The sequence below is a fragment of the Pseudomonas sp. EGD-AK9 genome, from assembly GCF_000465935.2.
In the GTDB taxonomy this organism is placed as follows: Bacteria; Pseudomonadota; Gammaproteobacteria; order Pseudomonadales; family Pseudomonadaceae; genus Aquipseudomonas.
In genome coordinates, this window is sequence record NZ_AVOF01000052.1 from 11700 (window position 1) to 32242 (window position 20543).

General features: G+C 66.9%; 17 protein-coding genes. 5 read left to right on the top strand and 12 right to left on the bottom strand.

The window, feature by feature from the left end:
• Nucleotides 1-10: 10 nt before the first annotated feature.
• The 3 genes from N878_RS02855 to N878_RS02865 are packed head-to-tail and all read right to left on the bottom strand — an operon-like array spanning nt 11 to nt 2106.
• Nucleotides 11-1336 (bottom strand): ATP-binding protein, encoded by a 1326-nt coding sequence (locus N878_RS02855; RefSeq protein ID WP_021442177.1) that lies wholly within the window; start codon nt 1334-1336, stop codon nt 11-13.
• A gap of 11 nt (nt 1337-1347) precedes the next feature.
• Complete coding sequence (locus tag N878_RS02860; RefSeq protein ID WP_021442178.1) at nt 1348-1863, bottom strand: prepilin peptidase; 516 nt, start codon at nt 1861-1863, stop codon at nt 1348-1350.
• A gap of 54 nt (nt 1864-1917) precedes the next feature.
• Nucleotides 1918-2106, bottom strand: a complete 189-nt coding sequence (locus N878_RS02865) for a Flp family type IVb pilin (protein ID WP_021442179.1) — start codon at nt 2104-2106, stop codon at nt 1918-1920.
• Nucleotides 2107-2572: 466 nt separating this feature from the next.
• On the opposite strand from N878_RS02865, the gene N878_RS02870 reads away from it, so the two are divergent.
• Entirely contained in the window at nt 2573-3388 is an 816-nt protein-coding gene (locus tag N878_RS02870; protein ID WP_021442180.1) for a response regulator transcription factor, read from the top strand.
• Nucleotides 3389-3608: 220 nt separating this feature from the next.
• Here N878_RS02870 and ligA read toward each other — a convergent pair whose 3' ends face one another.
• The 4 genes from ligA to N878_RS02890 form a co-directional block, all read right to left on the bottom strand.
• Nucleotides 3609-6050: an NAD-dependent DNA ligase LigA gene (gene ligA / locus N878_RS02875; protein WP_021442181.1), complete on the bottom strand. Its 2442-nt coding sequence runs from the start codon at nt 6048-6050 to the stop codon at nt 3609-3611.
• A gap of 58 nt (nt 6051-6108) precedes the next feature.
• Entirely contained in the window at nt 6109-6936 is an 828-nt protein-coding gene (gene zipA / locus N878_RS02880) for a cell division protein ZipA (RefSeq protein ID WP_021442182.1), read from the bottom strand.
• Between the two features lie 203 nt (nt 6937-7139).
• Nucleotides 7140-10625 (bottom strand): chromosome segregation protein SMC, encoded by a 3486-nt coding sequence (gene smc / locus N878_RS02885; RefSeq protein WP_021442183.1) that lies wholly within the window; start codon nt 10623-10625, stop codon nt 7140-7142.
• 6 nt (nt 10626-10631) lie between these two features.
• Complete coding sequence (locus N878_RS02890) at nt 10632-11291, bottom strand: GntR family transcriptional regulator (protein WP_021442184.1); 660 nt, start codon at nt 11289-11291, stop codon at nt 10632-10634.
• Nucleotides 11292-11523: 232 nt separating this feature from the next.
• Here N878_RS02890 and N878_RS02895 point away from each other — a divergent pair, with 232 nt between their 5' ends.
• Complete coding sequence (locus N878_RS02895) at nt 11524-12663, top strand: alkane 1-monooxygenase (protein ID WP_021442185.1); 1140 nt, start codon at nt 11524-11526, stop codon at nt 12661-12663.
• A gap of 5 nt (nt 12664-12668) precedes the next feature.
• On the opposite strand, the gene N878_RS02900 is transcribed toward N878_RS02895, so the two are convergent.
• Entirely contained in the window at nt 12669-13319 is a 651-nt protein-coding gene (locus N878_RS02900) for a hypothetical protein (RefSeq protein WP_021442186.1), read from the bottom strand.
• A 145-nt stretch (nt 13320-13464) separates the two neighbouring features.
• Between N878_RS02900 and N878_RS02905 the strand changes: the two genes are divergently transcribed.
• Complete coding sequence (locus tag N878_RS02905; protein WP_021442187.1) at nt 13465-14076, top strand: LysE family translocator; 612 nt, start codon at nt 13465-13467, stop codon at nt 14074-14076.
• Complete coding sequence (locus N878_RS02910) at nt 14076-15266, top strand: benzoate/H(+) symporter BenE family transporter (RefSeq protein ID WP_021442188.1); 1191 nt, start codon at nt 14076-14078, stop codon at nt 15264-15266. Before N878_RS02905 ends, N878_RS02910 begins: the two co-directional genes overlap by 1 nt.
• Nucleotides 15267-15350: 84 nt before the next feature.
• On the opposite strand, the gene N878_RS02915 is transcribed toward N878_RS02910, so the two are convergent.
• The 4 genes from N878_RS02915 to fusA form a co-directional block, all read right to left on the bottom strand.
• Entirely contained in the window at nt 15351-16253 is a 903-nt protein-coding gene (locus N878_RS02915) for a bile acid:sodium symporter family protein (protein WP_021442189.1), read from the bottom strand.
• A gap of 116 nt (nt 16254-16369) precedes the next feature.
• On the bottom strand, nt 16370-17131 hold the full coding sequence (locus N878_RS02920) for an SDR family oxidoreductase (protein WP_021442190.1): 762 nt from the start codon (nt 17129-17131) through the stop codon (nt 16370-16372).
• Between the two features lie 151 nt (nt 17132-17282).
• On the bottom strand, nt 17283-17984 hold the full coding sequence (gene pyrF, locus N878_RS02925) for an orotidine-5'-phosphate decarboxylase (RefSeq protein ID WP_021442191.1): 702 nt from the start codon (nt 17982-17984) through the stop codon (nt 17283-17285).
• 198 nt (nt 17985-18182) lie between these two features.
• Nucleotides 18183-20222, bottom strand: a complete 2040-nt coding sequence (fusA, locus tag N878_RS02930; RefSeq protein WP_021442192.1) for an elongation factor G — start codon at nt 20220-20222, stop codon at nt 18183-18185.
• A 200-nt stretch (nt 20223-20422) separates the two neighbouring features.
• Between fusA and eutB the strand changes: the two genes are divergently transcribed.
• A partial coding sequence (eutB, locus tag N878_RS28260) for an ethanolamine ammonia-lyase subunit EutB (protein WP_156350851.1) occupies nt 20423-20543 on the top strand: 121 nt, incomplete at its 3' end.

Consider the following 20543-nt stretch of genomic DNA (forward strand, 5'->3'; position numbering starts at 1 on the left):
GCCTCCTAGTTCAACTGGCCTTGAGGCTGACGAAGTAGTTGCGCCAGGCCCAGATCAGCGTGTTCGGTGTGAGGGCTTGCGAGTCGTCCCCGCCCAGGTAGCGCTGGCGATCCAGCGCCATGCCGAGCAGGTCGCGCGGGTGGCAGGGCAACAGCGGCCTGGCCTCCACCCGGTGCAGCCGCTCGATGACGTAGGCCACCAGGTCGGGGTCGAAGGGGATGCCCAGTTTTTCGCACTCCTGCTGCCAGATGCGTTCGTACTCATCCGCCTGCAGGTGGTCGAAATGCAGCTTGTAGCCGATGCGCCGCAGGAAGGCCTCGTCGGCCAGCTCCAGCGGGTTGAGGTTGGTGGAGAACACCAGGATCAGGTCGAAGGGGATCTCGCAGTGGCGACCGCCGCCGAGGTTGAGGTAATCCTTCTTCTCCTCCATCGGCACGATCCAGCGGTTGAACAGATCCACCGGTGCCACCCGCTGGCGGCCCAGGTCGTCGATGATGAAGATGCCGTTGCTCGCCTTCAGCTGCAGCGGCGCCTGGTACAGGCGGCTGTAGGGGTCGAAGCGGATATCCAGCATGTCCAGGGTCAGCTCGCCGCCAGTGATGAGGATCGGCCGCCGGCAGCGCAGCAGGCGGCGGTCGATGCCCTGGTCCAGGCGCAGGCTGCGCTGGCCGGCTTCGGCCGGCAGCGGCTGGTGCAGCTGGGGGTCGAAGATCTCCACCACCGCCTCGTTGATGGCGATGGCGTGGGGTATCCACACCGCCTCATGGAACAGGTTGATCAGGCGCTGGCTGATATAGGTCTTGCCGGTGCCGGCCGGGCCGTAGATCATCAGCGCCCGGCCGGAATTCATCGCCGGGCCGAGCTGGTCGAGCAGCTCGTCCTGCAGCACCACCCCGGCGAAGGCCTCGCGCATGGCCCGGGCGTCGATCCGGCTGTCATGCACCGTCTGCGCCAGCAGCAGTTCCCGGTAGCGCTCCACCGGGTAGGGCGCCGGGCCTATATAGCCGCTGCGCGCCAGGGCATCCTTGGCCGCGCTGCGGCCACGCTCGGTCAGGCCGTAGCGCAGGCCCTGCCCGCCGGCCTGGCCGAGTACCTCGATACGCCCGTCCTTGCGCTGGTAGCCGAGCACCTCCTCCAGCACCGAGCCGGTCAGCGCCAGGCGCTCCACCAGTTGCGCCATGTCCAGCACCCCGGCGTCGTGCAGGTGCTTGCACACCAGGTCGCCGAGAAAGTTGTCCGCCAGGCCGGTTTCCGCCACGCTGCGCGGTTGCGGCGCCAGGCGCTGGATCGGATCGAGGCCTTGCGGCTCGGTGCTTAGGGGACTTAGCGCATGCATGGCCGGACTCCCTAGAGAGCAAACATGAAATAGCCGCTGGTCAAGGTGCCCAGCAGAATCGCTATGGAATAAGGAAAGGGCTTACCGACTATTTCGTCCGCCGCCGGCGCCACATAGGCCCGCGCCCGCAGCATCAGCCAGTAACGCCCCAGGGTTTGTTGCACCTGACCGCGAGCCAGCACCAGCAGCAAGCCGCACAGGCCGCCGGCAATCAGGCTGAACAGCGCCGCCAATATCGCGTATTGGGGGGCCAGAAAACTGCCGACCATGGCCATCAACTTGACATCGCCGGCCGCCATGCCACCCAGGGCATAGAGCGGCAGGAACACCCCGAAACCGATCAGCAACCCCAGCATGCCATCGCCCAGACCGCTGACCCCGCCGGCATAAGCCTGGCCGGCCAGCCCCAGAACGAGGCCGAGCACGACCAGCAAGTTGGGAATGCGGTGGCGACGCAGATCGCTCGCCACCGCAATCGCCAGCAGCCCTAGTAGCAAAATGACGGGGAACATCTGCTCCATGGACATCGCTGCGGCTCTCTCTACTTGGGCTTTACGCGCTGCACCTAGAACCGAGAGGGTTCAAGGCCTGGTTTGCAGAGCGGTAATAATGTCGGTAATCACGGCATTCACTTCTGTTCCCAGAGCCATGAACGTAGCCACTACTGCCGCACTGATAAGCCCACCAGCCACGGCATACTCCACTACCGTCAACCCTTCTTCGTCTTTGACGAACTTCATCACCGAAGTCTTGATTGCTTGAAAAGTCATTTCGTCCACCTCACTCGAGTGTTGGTACGGAGAAGGCGTCGCGCTGTACTCCTGTCAGTACTCCCTGTGTGCTTCGCCTGCTTCAACCCTAGTCAGCGGCCAAGCGATGGGTTAGGAGGTTTTTGCGCATCGCTGGTATTTTTTTGCAGGCGGCATGCATGTCGAAAAATTAGCGCCAATAATCCGCCCTTCATCGACCCAATAATGGAGCAGCAAGCAGGACGTCATCAGCGGGCTAGCGCCGCTCTAGCCTGGGGCCTTGCGCGGTAACGAGGAAGGATTCAAATGCTGCTAATAGCTGTAGAGCGCCACGGTTATAAGAAAAAATTCTTGGCGCTAATGGCTATCTGACTCTATTCCTGTAAGGCAATGGAGTCAGTTAACTGTCGGGAAGTGCTACGCAACATTAACTAGACAAAAAGTTGACGTAAATCCGATGAATTCTCGCACCCCATGTACGCCGCGATTGCTCTGGTTCGATCTCACCCACGATCGATCGGCCGCCGACTGCATCGCCGTATTCGCCGACAGTTGCAGGATCGCCCAGGCGAAGGATCTGAGCCTGTCCGGGCTGGGCGCCGAGCAGCGCCCGGACATGATTTGCATGCACTACGACCGCCCCGACACCCTGGGACTCGGCTTGCTGATGGAGGTCAAACGCATAGCCCCCTCGATTCCCATCACCATGCTCACCGTGCAGCACTCGGAGGAGCTGGCCGTCTGGGCCTTCCGCTCCGGCGTTTGGGAGTTCCTGGTACTGCCGTTGCTGAACGCCGAGCGCGATCGCTACCTCAAGGCGCTGCTGGCGCTGTGCCAGATGCGCAGCAACCCGACCGGCAACGGCAGCAAACAGCTGCTGACGCGCGAAAACCTGCTGCCTGAAAGCATCCGCCTGACCCAGCAGCATCAGCAGCAGCAACCGCTGCAGCAGGCAATTCGCTATATCGAGCAGCACTACAGCGAACATCTGGAACAGAAGGTCCTGGCCGAACGCTGCGGCATGACCCCGTTCCGCTTCAGCCGTCTGTTCAAGCAGGCTTGCGGCATGAGCTTCCCGGAGTACGTGCAGCGCAAGCGCCTGGAGAAGGCCGAGGAGCTGCTGGCCAACAGCCAGATGCCGATCACCAGCATCGCCTATGCCGTGGGCTTCCAGGATCCGTCCTACTTCGCCCGCGCATTCAAGCAACAGTTCGGCTGCTGCCCCAGCGACTTCCGCAGAAGCGAGCCGCCACCCGGCCAGGGCGATGAACTTCTGCCCCCCCAGCACAGCCTGAGCTTCTGAGCCCCCTGCGATGAATGACGCCCGCATAGGGTGAACATGCCCCCAGACTTGTCCACCCAATCGCCGGTGGACAAGGCTTCGCCATCTCCATCCTACGAACTGGATTCCCGCATGCGCGGGAATGACGGTTGTTTCAGCTCGTAGCCTGGGGGGAGTGCAACGATACCCGGGGGAGGCCGCCCCGGATTACGCCTTCGGCCAATCCAGGTTCCTAAAAAAATCAGGGCTCGACGCCGTACGTCTTGAGCTGTTCGAGAAACTGCGCCTCGTCCAGCACCTTCACGCCCAGCTCGCTGGCCTTGGCCAGTTTCGAACCGGCGCCCGGGCCGGCCACCACGCAATGGGTCTTGGCCGACACCGAACCGGCTACCTTGGCGCCCAGTTCTTCCAGCTTGCCCTTGGCCACATCGCGGCTCATCAGTTCCAGGGTGCCGGTCAGCACCCAGGTCTGCCCGGCCAGGGGCAGGCCTTCGGCGACCTTCTTCTCGCAGCTCCAGTGCATGCCGAAATCCAGCAACTGCTGCTCGATGGCGCGAGCCTTGGCGACCTTGGCCGGGTCGGCGAAGAATTCGCGCACGGCCTGCTTGGCCTTTTCGTTGAGCCCCTTGAGCACCGACAGGTCCAGCCAGTCCTGACTGAGCTCGATGACATGCTCCAGGCGCACGGCATTCTCCGCATTGCTCACGCCGGTGGCAGCAAGGCGCCTGATCGCTTCATCGACCAGCTTCTGGGCGCCGGTCGCGGCGACCGAGGCGATATTCAGTTTGCCCAGCAGCTCGGCCAGGCTGGCGCAGGCGGTGAACTCCGCGCTCAGCCCGGCATCCTCGCGCAATACGCCGAGTGGCGCGTCGTTGTCATAGACCAGTTTCTCCAGCACGGCCTGGTTGTGCCCGTCGGCGAAGAAACTGTGGATCTCGTGCGCCACTTCCAGGCCCACGTCCGGCAGCCAGGTCAGCACCTCGGGCCGCGCCTGCTGGATGCGCGCCAGCGAGCCCAGGGCGCGGGCCAACAGCTTGGCGGTTTCCTCGCCGACATCGGGAATGCCCAGGGCGTAGATAAAGCGCGCCAGCGTCGGCTTGCGGCTATCGGCGATGGCCGCCAGCAGGTTGTTGCTGGACAGCTCGGCGAAGCCTTCCAGGCCGACGATCTGCTCGAAGCTCAGGGTGTAGAGGTCGGCCGGCGAGCTCACCAGGCCCTCGTCCACCAGTTGCTCGACGCTCTTCTCGCCGAGGCCCTCGATATCCATGGCGCGGCGCGAGACGAAGTGGATGATCGCCTGCTTGAGCTGCGCCTGGCAGCTCAAGCGGCCGATGCAGCGGTAAACCGAGCCCTCGCTGACGCTCTCCTTGCCCTTGCTGCGCTTGACCAGCTGGGTGCGCTCCACCGCCGAACCGCATACCGGGCACTGCTCGGGAACCCGTACCGGGCGGGCATCGGCCGGGCGCCGCTCCGGCACCACCGCCATGACCTGGGGGATCACGTCGCCGGCGCGGCGGATGATCACCGTATCGCCGATCATCAGCCCCAGGCGCGCCACCTCGTCCATATTGTGCAGGGTGGCGTTGGCCACGGTGACGCCGGCCACCTTGACCGGTTTGAGCCGCGCTACCGGCGTCACCGCACCGGTGCGGCCGACCTGGAACTCGACGTCGAGCAGCTCGGTGAGCTCCTCCTGCGCCGGGAACTTGTGGGCGATGGCCCAGTGCGGCGTGCGCGCGCGAAAGCCCAGCTGCTGCTGGTCCTCGATGTGGTTGACCTTGAACACCACGCCGTCGATGTCATAAGGCAGCTCCATGCGCCGCCGGCCGATATCGCGGTAGTAGTCCAGGCAGGCTTCCACGCCCTTGGCCAGCTTCAGCTCGCGGCTGATGGGGATGCCCCAGGCCTTGAGCTGCTCGAGCATACCGATCTGGGTGGCCGGCAGCTCGCCGCTGACCTGGCCGACGCCATAGCAGCAGAACTCCAGCGGGCGGCTGGCGGTGATCCTCGGGTCGAGCTGACGCAGGCTGCCGGCCGCGGCGTTGCGCGGATTGGCGAAGGTCTTGGCGCCGGCCGCGGCCTGGCGTGCGTTGAGTTCGTCGAAGCCGGCCCTGGGCATGTACACCTCCCCGCGCACCTCCAGCACCTGCGGCCAGCCCTCGCCCTGCAGGCGCAGCGGTACGTTGCGGATGGTGCGCACGTTGGCGCTGATGTCCTCGCCAGTGCTGCCATCGCCACGGGTGGCGCCACGCACCAGTTGGCCGTGCTCGTAGCGCAGGCTGACGGCCAGGCCGTCGAGCTTGGGTTCACAGCTGTACTCCACCTCGGCGCCGCCGCCGAACAGGTCGCCGCCGGCAAGACCCAGGCCACTGCGCACGCTGCGGTCGAAGGCACGCAGGTCGTCCTCCTCGAAGGCGTTGCCCAGGCTGAGCATGGGGATCTCGTGGCGCACCTCGCCGAAGGCGTCGAGCGCCTCGCCGCCGACGCGCTGGGTCGGCGATTCGGGGGTCACCAGCTCGGGATGCTCGGCCTCCAGCGCCTGCAGTTCGCGAAACAGGCGGTCGTACTCGGCGTCGGGAATGCTTGGCTGGTCCAGCACGTAGTAGCGGTAGTTGTGCGCATCCAGTTCGTTGCGCAGTTCGGCGATACGTTGGGCGGCATTCCGTTGGGCGGCGTCGGTCATCTTCGGTCTCTCAAACGAAAAGAGCAGCCTGAGCTGCTCTTTTGCAATGCGGTTGCTGTCAGCGCTTGTGGGTCAGCTGCCGGCGCTCGAACTCGACGATGCGCTGGCGGTAGTGCTCGATGGTCTGCGCGGTCATCACGCTGCGCTGGTCGTCCTTCAGCTCGCCACCCAGTTCGTGGGCCAGCTTGCGCGCCGCGGCGACCATCACGTCGAAGGCCTGCTTGGGATGACGCGGGCCGGGCAGGCTGAGGAAGAAGCTCACCGCGCGGGTGCTGAAGCCTTCGATGTCGTCCAGGTCGAAGGTGCCGGGCTTGAGGGCGTTGGCCATGGAGAACAGCACCTCGCCGTTGCCGGCCATGCTCTCGTGGCGGTGGAAGATGTCCATCTCGCCGAATCGCAGGCCGCTTTCGAGGATGTTCTGCAGCAGTGCCGGGCCCTTGAAACCGATGTCGTCGCGGGCGACCACGTTGATCACCAGCACTTCCTCCACCGGCGCAGCCTCGGCGGCCGGCTTGGCGGTTTTCTTCGCATCCTTGGCTTCGACTTCGTCGTCGACCGGGTTGAGCAGGGTCGGCACCGGCTCGTCGACCGCCAGGTTGAGGTCGCCCTGCTGCGGCTCGCTGCGAGGACGACGCGGCAGATCCTTGGCGCTCATCGATGGCAGGTCGTCCTCGTCCAGTTGCGGTTCGAGGTCGCGCTTGATCACCCGCGGCGGGCTGAGCAGATCGGGGTCGCCGTCGTCATCGGGCATGTTGGCGAAACTACGGTCGAGCTTGAACTTCAAGCGCCCCTTGCCGCCACGCATGCGCCGCCAGCCGTCGAACAGAATGCCAGCGATAACGATGATGCCAATAACGATCAGCCATTCGCGCAGACCGAATTCCATGAAATACCTAACCCCTAAAAATTCTGGTGAAGAAAGATCCAGTCAAACGGACCCTGACTCGACTATAAACGCGGCGCCAACTCCATGTTCTATCTGACGTTTTCCGCGTGTAACAAAAGTGGGCAATAAGCTAGCACGACGAAAGGCAACTTTACACCGGCACCCACATGGAGTTTTGCCTGTGTTCAGCCAGCCCGGCAACATCATGCCTCCACCATGGCCAGCGCCTCCTCGACGTCCACCGCCACCAGGCGCGAGCAGCCCGGCTCATGCATGGTGACGCCCATCAGCTGATCGGCCATTTCCATGGCGATCTTGTTGTGGGTGATGTAGATGAACTGCACCGTCGCCGACATCTCCTTGACCAGGCGCGCATAGCGACCCACGTTGGCGTCGTCCAGCGGCGCATCCACTTCGTCCAGCATGCAGAACGGCGCCGGATTGAGCTGGAAGATGGAAAACACCAGTGCCAAAGCGGTCAAAGCCTTCTCTCCGCCGGAGAGCAAATGAATGGTGCTGTTCTTCTTGCCCGGGGGCCGCGCCATGATGGTTACACCGGTATCGAGTAGATCTTCGCCGGTGAGTTCCAAATAAGCGTTGCCGCCACCGAAAACTTTTGGAAAGAGTGCCTGCAGACCGCCATTGATCTGATCGAAGGTGTCCTTGAAACGATTGCGGGTTTCCTTGTCGATCTTGCGGATGACGTTTTCCAGGGTGTCCAGCGCCTCGACCAGGTCGGCGTCCTGCGCATCCAGGTAGCGCTTGCGCTCGGACTGCTGCTGATACTCGTCGATGGCTGCCAGGTTGATCGGCCCGAGCCGGGCGATGCGCGCGGCCATGCGCTCCAGCTCTTCTTCCCAGGCGCTCTCGCTGGCCTCGGCCGGCAAGGTGGCGATCACCCCGTGCAGGTCGTAGTGGTCCTCGGCGAGCTGATCGGCCAGGGCCTTGCGCCGCACGTTGAGCGACTGCCAGTCCATGCGCTGCTGCTCCAGCTGACCACGCAGCAGTTGCGCCTGCTGCTCGGCCTGGCTGCGGCGCTTCTCGGCGTCGCGCAGTTCGCGGTCGGCGTCTTCCAGGGCCAGACGCGCCTGGCGCAACTCTTCGTCCACCGCCATGCGTCGTTCGAGCAGTTCCTCGAGCTTGATGCGCAGCTCCTCCAGCGGCGCCTCGCCTTCTTCCAGATTCAGCGACAGCTGCTCGCGCCGCTCATGCAGGCGTTCGGCCTGCAGTTGCAGGCGCTCCAGCGCCTGGCGGGTGGAGTCGTGCTGCGCCCTGAGCGAGCCGACCCGCACCGCCAGCTGATGGGCGTGATCCTTGTGCTGGCGCGCCTCCTGGCGCACCCGGTCGAGGCGTTCGCGCAGGCTGTCGCGGCTGGCCAGCAGGCTTTCGCGCTGCTCGTTATCCAGCGCCATGGCGTCCAGCGCATCCTGCAATTGCAGGCGCGATTCGCCCAGTTGCTCCTGCTCGATCTCGCGCTGCTCGGCGGCTTCCTGCAGCTCGCCATCCAGACGGCGGCGGCGCAGGCCCAGCTGCTCGGCCTTGGCCTGGCTGGCGGACAGCCGCGCCTTGAGCTCCCCCAGCTGGCGGCTGCTGTCCTGCAACTGGCGACGCTGCTGCTCGCGCAGCTCCTCCTGGCGGCGTTGCTGGTCGCGTAGCGCCAGCAGGCGCTCGTCCAGTTGCGCCAGGGCCGCTTCACGCTCCTCGCACTCCAGCTGCAGGCGTTCCAGCTCCTGGCCGCGGGCCAGCACGCCGCTGTCGGCCTCGGCGGCGCGGCGCACACGCAGGAAATGTCGGCCGACCCAGTAGCCGTCGCGACTGATCAGGCTTTCGCCCTCGGCCAGCTGGGCGCGCGCCGCCAGGGCCTGCTCCAGCGACTCCACCGGGCGCACACTGGCCAGCCAGGGCGACAGGTCGTGGCTCGACTCGACCTTGTCCAGCAGGCTGCCGGCGTGGCGCGCACCGCCCGCAGCCGGGCTGGCCAGGCGCAGTTCGCCCTGCTGAAGCGCGGTGAAATCCAGCCCGGCAAAATCATCCAGCAGCACCGCCTGCAGGTCGGCGCCGAGCACGGTTTCCACCGCCAGCTCCCAGCCGGCTTCCACGCGCAGGCCTTCGGCCAGGCGCGGACGCTGCTGCAAGCCCTGCTCGCGCAGCCAGTCGCCGGCGCCCTGCCCCGGATCGAGCGCGGCCTGTTGCAGCGCCTCCAGCGAAGCCAGGCGACCGTTCAGCCGTTGTAACTCGCCCTGGGCCTGCTGCTGAGCCTGGCCGGCCTGCTGCAGCTCCTCGCGCAGCTGCTGCAGGCGCTCGGCCTGCTGCTCTTCGGCTGCCTGCAGCGACTCCTGCTCCAATTCGCCAGCCGCCAGCTGTTCGTTCAGTTCCAGGATCGCGGCGTCTTCGGGGTCGGCCGCCAGTTGCTGCAATTCTTCGCCCAGGCGGCGCTGGCGTTCAGCCAGACGTTCCAGGCTCTGCTCCAGCTGAGCGATGCGCGACTGCTGCACCTCGGCCTGGCGACGCGGCTCGGCGCTGCGCTGGTTGAAGCCGTCCCACTGCTCCTGCCAGCCGTGCATGGCGGCCTCGGCCTCTTCCAGGCCGGCGGCGGACTCCTCGGCGGCGGCGGTCAGCTCCTGCTCGGGCAACAGCATCTCCAGCTCTTCGCCCAGGGTGGCCAGCAGGGTGCGGTCATGGCCGAGGTGGGATTCGGTTTCCAGGCGCGCCTTTTCCGCCTCGCGCAAATCGTCCTGCAACTGGCGCAGACGCTGCTGGCCGTGCTGGATGCTCTGCTCGACGCGGGCGATATCGCCACCCACCGAGTAGAAGCGCCCCTGCACCAGGTTGAAGCGCTCGCTCAGTTCGTGGTGGCCGTCGCGCAGGCGCTCGATAGCGGCATCGGCGCTGCGCTGCTCGGCCACCAGCGCCTCGAAGGCCACCTCCTGGTCGCCGATCACCTGTTCGCGGCTGCCGACCTGCTGGTTCAGGGTCTGCCAGCGCAGGGCCAGCAGCTGGGCCTTGAGCTGGCGTTCCTCGGCCTTGTATTCCTGGTACTTCTCCGCAGCCTGGGCCTGGCGGTGCAGGCGTTCGAGCTGGCGTTCCAGCTCCTCGCGCAGGTCGGTCAGGCGCGCCAGGTTTTCCTGGGTGCGGCGGATGCGGTTCTCGGTCTCGCGGCGACGCTCCTTGTACTTGGAGATGCCGGCGGCTTCCTCGATGAAGTTGCGCAGCTCCTCGGGCTTGGCCTCGATCAGCTTGCTGATCATGCCCTGCTCGATGATCGAGTAGCTGCGCGGCCCTAACCCCGTTCCCAGGAAGATGTCGGTGATATCGCGGCGACGGCACTTGGTGCCGTTGAGGAAATAGGCGTTCTGCCCGTCGCGGGTCACCCGGCGGCGGATGGAGATCTCGGCGAAGGCGGCGTACTCACCCACCAGCGAATTGTCGCTGTTGTCGAAGATCAGCTCGATGGAGGCCTGGGTCACCGGCTTGCGCGTGTTGGAGCCGTTGAAGATGACGTCGGTCATCGACTCGCCACGAAGGTTCTTCGCCGAACTCTCACCCATCACCCAGCGTACGGCGTCGATGATGTTGGACTTGCCGCAGCCGTTGGGCCCGACCACCGCCGCCATGTTGCTGGGAAAACTGACGGTCGTCGGGTCGACGAAGGACTTGAAGCCGGCCAGCTTGATGCTTTTCAGGCGCATCGGGGCTTAGCGCTCGGCCAGGGTCGCCAGCACCAGCTGGCAGTTGTGCTGACCGTAAGCCAGCAGCACCTCGCGGGCGCGGCCGTGGTCGCGGGCGATGATCGCCTGCAGCAGGCTGGCGAAGGTGTTCATGAACTGGCCCATCTCGCCTTTGCGCCGCTCCAGCGCCAGGTGATAGGTGCGGCTGATGGCCGGCAGCAGGTTCTCCAGGGTTTCCTGCAGGTAGGGGTTGTCGGCGAAGGGAAAGGCGGCGCGCATCACGTCGAAGCTGTTCTCGACGAAGGCGCCGATATCGCCGCGCTGCAGGCTGTCCAGCAGGCGCTGCTGAATGTCGACGAAGGGCGCCAGATCGCTTTCCGCCTGCCAGCGCTCGATCACCGCGCGGGCCAGCAGGATATACAGCTCGATCACCAGGCCGTAGAGGCTCTGCACCTTGTGCGGGGTCAGTTCGGTGACCTGGGCGCCGCGACGCGGCAGGATCACGATCAGGTGGCGACGCTCAAGAATCAGCAGCGCCTCGCGCACCGATCCGCGGCTGACGTTGAGCGCCTGGGTGACCTTCTGCTCCTGGATGCGCTCGCGCTCCTTGAGCTCGCCGCGAATGATGCGTTCGGCCAGGTAATGGGCAATTTGCTCGGCGAGGCTGTCCGGGGCCTTGAACGTCATGACATTCCTTATTTGCGTCGATCCAGGGGCAGGCGGTCGAGTCTGAGAGCCCCGCCATTGCTGGGCGGCGGCGGAAAATCGAGCGGCGAGTGTAACACAGGGTGTTACCGGGCCAAGCGCCCCGGCGGGCGGCTTTCTGATCTAAAGGTGGGCCCCGGACGGCTAGTCTCGAAAACAGATTGTCCTACAATCAGACATCAGTACCCACCACGATAACAAGCCGGAGCCGCCCATGTTCGAACGCCTGCCCTCCCCCTGGATGATCGCCCTGAAGAAGGTCGGCTACTGGATCTGGCTGGTGCCGGTGCTCGGCATTCCGCTCAGCTACTACTGGTCGCTGGGCAGCGCCCACGCCGACGCCTGGGCCTGGCTGGTGATCACCGTGGTGTTCGGGGTGATTCCGCTGCTGGATTTCGTGGTCGGCCGCGACCCGGCCAACCCGGAGGAAAGCAGCGAGGTGCCGGCCCTGGAAGCCCAGGGCTACTACCGCCTGCTGAGCCTGGCCACGGTGCCGCTGCTGCTGGCCATGCTGGTCTGGAGCGGCTGGGTGTTCGTCAACTACCAGGCCTGGAGCTGGCTCGGCCAGCTCGGCTGGGTGCTGTCGGTCGGCACGGTGATGGGCGCCATCGGCATCACCGTGGCGCACGAACTGATCCACAAGGATCCGCAGCTGGAACAGCGCGCCGGCGGCCTGCTGTTGGCCGCGGTGTGCTACGCCGGCTTCAAGGTGGAGCACGTACGCGGCCATCACGTGCACGTCTCCACCCCCGAGGACGCCTCCTCCTCGCGCTTCGGCCAGAGCCTGTACGCCTTCCTGCCGCACGCCTACAAGCACAACTTCCTCAACGCCTGGACGCTGGAGGCCGAGCGCCTCAAACGTCGCGGCCTGCCGGCCCTGCACTGGCGCAACGAGCTGATCTGGTGGTACGCCATCAGCGCCCTGTTGCTGCTCGGTTTCGGCCTGGCGTTCGGCTGGCTCGGCGCGCTGTTCTTCCTCGGCCAGGCGGTCATGGCCTTCACCCTGCTGGAGATAGTCAACTACGTCGAGCACTACGGCCTGCACCGGCGCAAACTGGACAACGGCCGCTACGAGCGCACCAACCCGCATCACTCGTGGAACAGCAACTTCCTGCTGACCAACCTGTTCCTCTTTCACCTGCAGCGCCATTCCGACCACCACGCCTACGCCAAGCGTCGCTACCAGGTGCTGCGCCACTTCGACGACAGCCCGCAACTGCCCAACGGCTATGCCGGGATGATCGTCCTGGCGCTGATTCCGCCGCTGTGGCGCGCGGTGATGGACCCCAGGGTGCGCGCCTACTACGCCGGCGAGGAGCACCAGCTGAGCCAGTCGCAGCTGACCCAGCCCTGAGCCTGCTAGTGCGCCGCCGGCTCCTGCAGCTCGGCGGCGCCCTTGAAGAACACCAGCATCAACGCCACGCCGGCGCCGAGCAGCGGCAGCACGGCCACCAGCATCAGCAGCACGCTGACCAGCATCAGGCCGCCGACCAGGTCGAGCCAGGCCATCACCCGCAGCGCCGGATAGGGGTAGTCGACCTTGAGCAGGCGTACACCGAGCCAGGCGGTGCAGGCGCCCATCAGGCAGAGCACGCCGATATAGCTGGCGGTCGGCCAATCCAGGGCGGCGAACAGGCGCTCGCCGAACAGAGCATCGAGCGCCTCCAGCAGCAGGGTCACCGCCACCAGCGCCCAGATCGGCACGCCCAGCCCCCTGGCGGCGAAACGCGCCTCAGCGAAGGCCTTGAACCGCAGCAGCAGGTAGCAGCCGAGCAGCACCAGCGCCAGGTTCAGCCAGTCGGTGTAGGCCAACAGCAGCTGCGCCTCGCCCTCCTCCAGCAGGCCGCTGGCCACCAGCAAGCCAAACATCAGGGCGTTGGTCAGCACCGAGACCAGCGCCAGCCAGCCGAGCACCTGCAGCTGGCGCGCGCTCCAGCCCTGCAGGCGGGGGGCGCGTGTCGCGTCGAGCAGGTCCGCCTGCGGCGCGCTATAGGGGTTGTCCGGTTGCATCGGGCCTGTCCTGATCCGGGAAAACCCCGAGGCTAACCAGGCGCGCGACGCTTGACCAGACTGTACGGTTCAACCCGCAGGTGGCTGTACCGCGACGCCGCCCCGGCGGCGCCATAGGCTGATGGCCTGTCACCGGAGAACCCCCATGACCGCCGAACTCTTGCTCGCCTTCGTCGCCTTCGCCTTCGTCACCTCGGTCACGCCTGGGCCCAACAACATGATGCTGCTCGCCTCCGGGGTGAATTTCGGCGTGCGCCGCAGCATCCCGCACATGCTCGGCATCAGCCTGGGCTTCATGCTGCTGGTGGCTGCGGTGGGGCTGGGGCTGGGCCAGCTGTTCGAGCGCCTGCCGGTGCTGCACCAGGTGCTGCGCTACGTCGGCGCCGCCTATCTGCTCTACCTGGCCTGGAAGATCGCCCAGGCCGGCGCGCCGCAGGGCAGCGCCCGGCCGGCGGCCAAGCCCTTCACCTTCCTCCAGGCGGCGGCCTTCCAGTGGGTCAACCCCAAGGCGTGGATCATGGCCATCGGCGCCATCACCACCTACACGCCGCAGGACGGCTTCGTCAGCAACGTGCTGCTGATCGCTGCGCTGTTCGCCCTAGTCAACTGCCCCAGCGTCGGCCTGTGGACCGTGGCCGGCAGCCTGCTGCGCAGCTGGCTGAACAATCCGCGTGCGCTGCGCGCCTTCAATATCGGCATGGCGTTACTCTTGGTCGCCTCGCTCTACCCCATACTCGTCGACACGGGACTGTTCTGATGCAAGACGCCGCCCCCGCCCGCCTGCGCCCGCTGGCGGACACCTCCACCTCGGCCGTGGTCGCCGGCTTCATCGCCATGCTCACCGGCTACACCAGCTCGCTGGTGCTGATGTTCCAGGCCGGCCAGGCCGCCGGCCTGAGCAGCGGGCAGATTTCCTCGTGGATCTGGGCGCTGTCGATCGGCATGGCGCTGTGCTGCATCGTGCTGTCGCTGCGCTACCGCGCGCCGGTGATGATCGCCTGGTCCACCCCCGGCGCGGCGCTGCTGATCACCAGCCTGCCGCAGGTGTCCTACGGCGAGGCCATCGGCGCCTATATCCTGGCTTCGGGGCTGATCGTGCTGATCGGCCTGACCGGCACCTTCGACCGCCTGATGCGGCGTATCCCCGCCTCCATCGCCGCCGCCCTGCTGGCCGGCGTGCTATTCAAGATCGGCCTGGAAATCTGCGTGGCCGCCGAGCAGCAGCCCGTGCTGGTGGTCGCCATGCTGCTCGCCTACCTGTTCGGCAAGCGCCTGTGGCCGCGCTACGCGGTGCTCGCCGCGCTGATCGTCGGCAGCCTGCTGGCCGGGGTTTTCGGCCTGCTGGATTTCAGCGGCTTCCAGCTGCAGCTGGCCACGCCGGAGTGGACCACGCCGAGCTTCTCCCTGGCCGCCGCCATCAGCATCGGCATTCCGCTGTTCATCGTCGCCATGGCCTCGCAGAACCTGCCGGGCATGGCCGTGCTGCGCGCCAACGGCTACGAGGTGCCGGCCTCGCCGCTGCTGACCAGCACCGGCCTGGTGTCGATCCTGATGGCGCCGTTCGGCAGCCACGGCATCCATATGGCGGCGATCAGCGCAGCGATCTGCGCCGGCCCGGAAGCCCACGAGGACCCGCGCAAGCGCTACACCGCGGCGGTCTGGTGCGGGGTGTTCTACGGCATCGCCGGGATCTTCGGCGCCACCCTGGCGGCGCTGTTCGCCGCACTGCCGGCGGCGCTGATCCTGTCCATCGCCGCGCTGGCGCTGTTCGCCTCGATCATCGGCGGCCTGACCCAGGCCATGAGCGAGCCCAACGAACGCGAGGCGGCGCTGATCACCTTCCTGGTCACCGCCTCGGGCATGAGCCTGCTCGGCGTCGGCTCGGCGTTCTGGGGCATAGTCGCCGGCCTGCTGACCCTGGCGACTCTCAACGCCGGCAAGCGTTGAGGTCGCGTAGGGTGGATGACGCTCTTTTCATCCACCCTTGGCGTCAGAAGTGGTGGATGGATAAAGCGCTAGCCACCCTACGCACTACGCCCGCTCCCCCGGCGCCACCGGCCCTGTCAGCTCGGCGCCGTGCACGCGGTTGACCCAGAGGCCGAACAGCGCCGCGGTGATGAACATGATCAGGCTGTAGATGGCCGCCGGAATGGCCATGGTCGGGTTGTTCAGCAGCGCCGGGCTGAGCGCCAGGGCGATGGCCAGGGTGCCGTTGTGGATGCCGATCTCCATGGCGATGGCGATCGCCTGGCGCAGGTTGAGCTTGAGCAGGCGCGGCACACAGTAGCCCACTGCCATGCTCAGCAGGTTGAAGGCCAGCGCCGCGCCGCCCACCGCCGGGGCGTAGTCGACGAAGGTGCGCCAGTCCTTGGCCACCGCCAGCAGGATGATCAGCAGCAGGAACAGCGCCGAGACGATCTTCACCGGTTTCTGCATGCGCTCGGCGAAACCGGGGAAGCGGCTGCGCAGCCACATGCCGATGGCCACCGGACCGAGGACGATGGCGAACACCTGCACCACCTTGGCGAACTGCAGCGGGATGGCCTGCTCGGCGGTCATGAAATAGGCCAGCGACAGGTTGACGATCAGCGGCATGGTGAGGATCGCCACCACCGAGTTGACCGCGGTCAGGGTGATGTTCAGCGCCACGTCGCCATGCGCCAGGTGGCTGTAGAGGTTGGCCGTGGTGCCGCCCGGCGAGGCAGCCAGCAGCATCAGCCCCACCGCCAGCGCCGGCGCCAGGCCGAAGGCCTTGGCCAGGAAGAAGCAGGCCAGCGGCAACAGCAGCAGCTGGCAGGCCAGGCCGATCAGCACGGGTTTGGGGAATTTCGCCACCCGGGCAAAGTCCGCCAGGCTCAGCGACAAGCCGAGACCGAGCATGATGATGCCCAGTGCGGCGGGGAGAAACAGCGTCAGCAAGGGATCGGCGGTCATCAGGGTTATCGCTCCGGTTGAACCTGGCAGGATTTTGCGCAGTCAGGGCCACCCAACGCAGTGGCCCTGCGAGCCAACGATAGACCAAGGGCGTCGCCAAACGCCGAGCTAGAGGCTCAGATTGCGGTAGCGCCGCCATCCACCGCCAGCGCATGGCCGGTGGTGAAGGCCGCGTTGTCGCAGCACAGGTAGAGCACCGCGGTGGCGATTTCCTCGACCTTGCCGATGCGCCCGACCGGGTGCATGGTGGCGACGAACTCGGCCTTCTTCGGGTCGGCCTCGTAGGCGCGGCGGAACATATCGGTGTCGATCACCGCCGGGCACACGGCGTTGACGCGGATTTTCTTCTTCGCGTACTCCACCGCCGCCGACTTGGTCAGGCCGATCACCGCATGCTTGGAGGCGGAGTAGATGCTCATCTTCGGCGCCGCGCCGAGGCCGGCCACCGAGGCGGTGTTGACGATGGCGCCGCCGCCCTGGGCCAGCAGCAGCGGAATCTGGTGCTTCATGCACAGCCACACGCCCTTGACGTTGACGCCCATGATGGCGTCGAACTCGGCCTCGCTGCCCTCGGCCAGCTTGCCCTTCTCGATCTCGATGCCGGCGTTGTTGAAGGCGTAGTCGAGGCGGCCGTAGGCGGCGATCACCGCTTCCATCAGCGCCTTGACCTCGGCGTCACAGGTCACGTCGCAGCGCACGAAACGCGCCTCGCCGCCGGCCGCACGAATCAGCTCGACGGTGCCCTCGCCGCCCGCGGCGTCGACGTCGGAAACCACCACCTTGAGCCCCTCGGCGGCGAATGCCAGGGCAGTGGCGCGGCCGATGCCGGCGGCGCCGCCGGTGACCAGGGCGACCTGGCCGGAGAAGGTCATGCTCATATCTGCTTCCTCGCAGCGATTGAAAGTCGCGACGAGTCTAGCCAGCGCGCCGGGCGGCGAGCAGCACTATCAGGCGTTGGAGTGCAGGATCATGCAGGAAACTGATAAAGACCCGCGGGCCTTTATCAGTCGGATGGATGCAGCGCCCCAATCAGGCGCCGAGTTCGGCCACCACCGCAACCAGCGCCTGCGCCGGATCGGCCGCCTGGCTGATCGGCCGGCCGATCACCAGGTAGTCGGAGCCGGCGTCCAGCGCCTGGCGCGGGGTGAGGATGCGTTTCTGGTCGTCGGCGGCGCTGCCGGCCGGGCGGATACCCGGGGTGACCAGCTGCAGGCGCGGTTGCGCGACCTTCAGCGCCTGCGCTTCCTGCGCCGAGCAGACCAGGCCGTCGAGGCCGGCTTCGGCGGCCAGGCCGGCCAGACGCAGCACCTGCTGCTGCGGCGGCAGGTCCAGGCCGATGCCGGCCAGGTCCTGCTGCTCCATGCTGGTCAGCACGGTGACGCCGATCAGCAGCGGCTTGGGCCCGCTGAGCTTGTCCAGTTCCTCGCGGCAGGCGGCCATCATGCGCAGGCCGCCGGAGCAGTGCACGTTGACCATCCACACGCCCAGCTCCGCGGCGGCCTTGACCGCCATCGCCGTGGTGTTGGGGATGTCGTGGAATTTCAGGTCGAGGAACAGCTCGAACCCCTTGGCCTGCAGCGCCTCGACCACCTGCGGGCCGCAGCGGGTGAACAGCTCCTTGCCCACCTTGACCCGGCACAGCGCCGGGTCGAGGCGGTCGGCCAGGGCCAGGGCGGCGTCACGGCTGGGAAAGTCGAGGGCGACGATGATCGGGGTCTGGCAGGCGGGCATGGCGGGTCTCGGCAGGTCAAAAACGCCGCGCATTGTAGCGCAAACCCAGGCCGCCGGAGCGGCGCCCCGGCGTAGGCTGGATGACGCGTTGTTGATCCCCCCTTGCCGAGCCCTGCTGGATCGCTGAACTGTGCTCATGGCCCGGATCCAGCGCAGCGCTTGGCCACAGTCCCAGGTTGCATCTGAGCGGCTAGGGACTCAGTCCTCTTCCGGCGTCGCCCGGTATTCGCGCGCCAGGCGCTGCTGTACCTCGACCGGTACCTGCTCGTAGTGGCTGAGCGCCAGGCTGTAGCTACCCTGCCCGGCGGTGATCGCCTTGAGCCGTCCGGCATAGCCCTCCAGCTCGGCCAGCGGCACCAGGCCGCGCACCAGCAGTTGGTCCGGGCCCAGCGAGTCGGTGCCGAGCACCTGGCCGCGGCGGCTGGTCAGGTCGGCGGTGATGTCGCCCAGGCGGCCCTGCGGCGCCACCACCTCGATGTTGACCAGCGGCTCCAGCACTATGCCACCGGCGGCCCGCAGGGCCTCGAGCATCGCCCGCCGGCCGGCGGCCTGGAAGGCCACGTCCTTGGAATCCACCGGGTGGCTCTTGCCATCGTGGACGCAGACCCGCACGTCTTCCAGCGGGCAGCCGGCCAGGGGGCCGGCGGCCAGCACCGAGCGCACGCCCTTCTCCACCGAGGGAATGAACTGCCCGGGGATCACCCCGCCCTTGATCTGGTCGACGAACTCGAAGCCCGCGCCACGCGGCAGCGGTTCGATGCGCAGGTACACCTCGCCGAACTGGCCGGCGCCGCCGCTCTGCTTCTTGTGCCGGTAGTGGCCCTCGGCCGCGCGGCTGATGGTCTCGCGGTAGGGCACGCGCGGCGGGCGGGTCTCCACTTCCAGCTTGTAGGTACCGGCCATGCGATCGAGCAGGTAGCGCAGGTGCAACTCGCCCATGCCGCGCAGCACCGTCTCCTGGGTGTCCTGGTGGTAGTCCAGGCGCAGGCAGGGATCCTCGGCCAGCAGGCGCCCCAGCACCTCGGCGAGGCGCTGCTCGTCGCCGCGGCGCTTGGCCGCGACGGCCAGCCCCTGCATCGGTTGCGGCAGGGGCAGCGGCTTGAACTGCAGCGCATCCTCGTCGTGGGAGTCGTGCAGCAGCGCGCCAAACTCCAGGTCCTCCACCTTGGCCAGGGCACCGAACTGGCCGGGCAGCAGCTGCGCCACCTCCTCGTAACGCCGGCCCTGCGGGCGCAGCAAGTGACCGACCTTGACCGCCTTGCGCAGCGCACCGACGTACAGCTGGGCATCGCGCCGCAGCGTGCCCTGGTACAGGCGGAAGATGCCGAGTTTGCCGACGAAGGGATCCATCACCACCTTGAACACCTGGGCCAACACATGGCGATCGGACTCGGCCAGCGTGGCGAAGGCCTTGCCGCGCTCGTCGAGAAAAACCGGCGGATTGCCCTCCAGCGGGTTGGGCGCCAGCTTCTCCAGCACCTCGAGCAGCTCGACCACCCCGGCGCCGCTACGCGCCGAGACGAAACACAGCGGGATCAGGTGGCCCTCGCGCAGGGCCTGCTCGAAGGGCGCGTGCAACTCCTGCGGGCGGATCACGCCCTGCTCCAAGTAACGCGCCATCAGCGCCTCGTCCACCTCGACCACCTGGTCCACCAGCGCCTGGTGGGCCTCGGCCACCGAGGAGAAGTCGGCCTGCCCCTCGGGGTTGAAGAAGCAGTCCACCACCCGGCGGGCATCGTCGGCCGGCAGGTTGAGCGGCAGCACCTCCTTGCCGAAGGCCTCACGCAGGGCGGCCAGCAGGCCGGGCAGGTCGACCCGCTCGGCGTCGATCTTGTTCACCACCAGCATGCGGCACAGGCCACGCTCGGCCGCCCAGGCCATCATGCGCCGGGTGCTGGGCTCGACGGCTGCGGCCTGGGCATCGACCAGCACCAGCGCGGTGTCCACCGCGGCCAGGGCCGGCAGGGCCTGGCCGACGAAGTCGGAAGAGCCGGGGGTGTCGACCAGGTTGACCTCGGCCGCGCCGTAGCAGAAATGCACCAGCGCCGACGCCAGCGAATGGCGGTACTCGCGCTCGAGGGGATCGAAGTCGCACTGGCTGTCGCCACGCTCCACGCTGCCGGCCGTTGCGATGGCGCCGCTGGCCTGCAACAAGGCCTCGGCCAGGCTGGTCTTGCCGCTTTGAGCATGGCCCACCAACGCCACGCAGCGGATGGATTCGACGGCGGGATGGCTCATGGCGGCCTCCATGCTGGGCGGGGAATGCCTGAAGTATAGGCAGGCGCCGGCGCCCGCCAGGCCCCCTAGCGGTGCACCGCCATCGCCAATGCACCAGCCCGGCGCCCGTCCCGGGGCTACAGCCGCAGCCGGCGCGGCGCCGCAACGCCTGGCACGGCCGCTGCACGGTAATCCCGTCGTTCTCCGCACGGGTTGCAGCCATGCCCTACCAGACCACCGTCGGCCGCCTGGTCTACCGCTTCGCCGACCTCAAGACCCTGCTGGCCAAGGCCAGCCCGGCGCGCTCCGGCGACTACCTGGCCGGCCTCGCCGCCGCCACCT

Excerpts from the sequence above, each read along its gene's own strand:
- ligA (WP_021442181.1), bottom strand. The coding sequence starts at position 6,050 with ATGACCGACGCCGCCCAACGGAATGCCGCCCAACGTATCGCCGAACTG.
- N878_RS02895 (WP_021442185.1), top strand. The coding sequence starts at position 11,524 with ATGTTCGAACGCCTGCCCTCCCCCTGGATGATCGCCCTGAAGAAGGTC.
- N878_RS02865 (WP_021442179.1), bottom strand. The coding sequence starts at position 2,106 with ATGACTTTTCAAGCAATCAAGACTTCGGTGATGAAGTTCGTCAAAGAC.
- smc (WP_021442183.1), bottom strand. The coding sequence starts at position 10,625 with ATGCGCCTGAAAAGCATCAAGCTGGCCGGCTTCAAGTCCTTCGTCGAC.
- N878_RS02890 (WP_021442184.1), bottom strand. The coding sequence starts at position 11,291 with ATGACGTTCAAGGCCCCGGACAGCCTCGCCGAGCAAATTGCCCATTAC.
- N878_RS02900 (WP_021442186.1), bottom strand. The coding sequence starts at position 13,319 with ATGCAACCGGACAACCCCTATAGCGCGCCGCAGGCGGACCTGCTCGAC.
- N878_RS02915 (WP_021442189.1), bottom strand. The coding sequence starts at position 16,253 with ATGACCGCCGATCCCTTGCTGACGCTGTTTCTCCCCGCCGCACTGGGC.
- zipA (WP_021442182.1), bottom strand. The coding sequence starts at position 6,936 with ATGGAATTCGGTCTGCGCGAATGGCTGATCGTTATTGGCATCATCGTT.
- N878_RS02920 (WP_021442190.1), bottom strand. The coding sequence starts at position 17,131 with ATGAGCATGACCTTCTCCGGCCAGGTCGCCCTGGTCACCGGCGGCGCC.
- N878_RS02855 (WP_021442177.1), bottom strand. The coding sequence starts at position 1,336 with ATGCATGCGCTAAGTCCCCTAAGCACCGAGCCGCAAGGCCTCGATCCG.
- pyrF (WP_021442191.1), bottom strand. The coding sequence starts at position 17,984 with ATGCCCGCCTGCCAGACCCCGATCATCGTCGCCCTCGACTTTCCCAGC.
- N878_RS02860 (WP_021442178.1), bottom strand. The coding sequence starts at position 1,863 with ATGTCCATGGAGCAGATGTTCCCCGTCATTTTGCTACTAGGGCTGCTG.
- N878_RS02910 (WP_021442188.1), top strand. The coding sequence starts at position 14,076 with ATGCAAGACGCCGCCCCCGCCCGCCTGCGCCCGCTGGCGGACACCTCC.
- N878_RS02905 (WP_021442187.1), top strand. The coding sequence starts at position 13,465 with ATGACCGCCGAACTCTTGCTCGCCTTCGTCGCCTTCGCCTTCGTCACC.
- fusA (WP_021442192.1), bottom strand. The coding sequence starts at position 20,222 with ATGAGCCATCCCGCCGTCGAATCCATCCGCTGCGTGGCGTTGGTGGGC.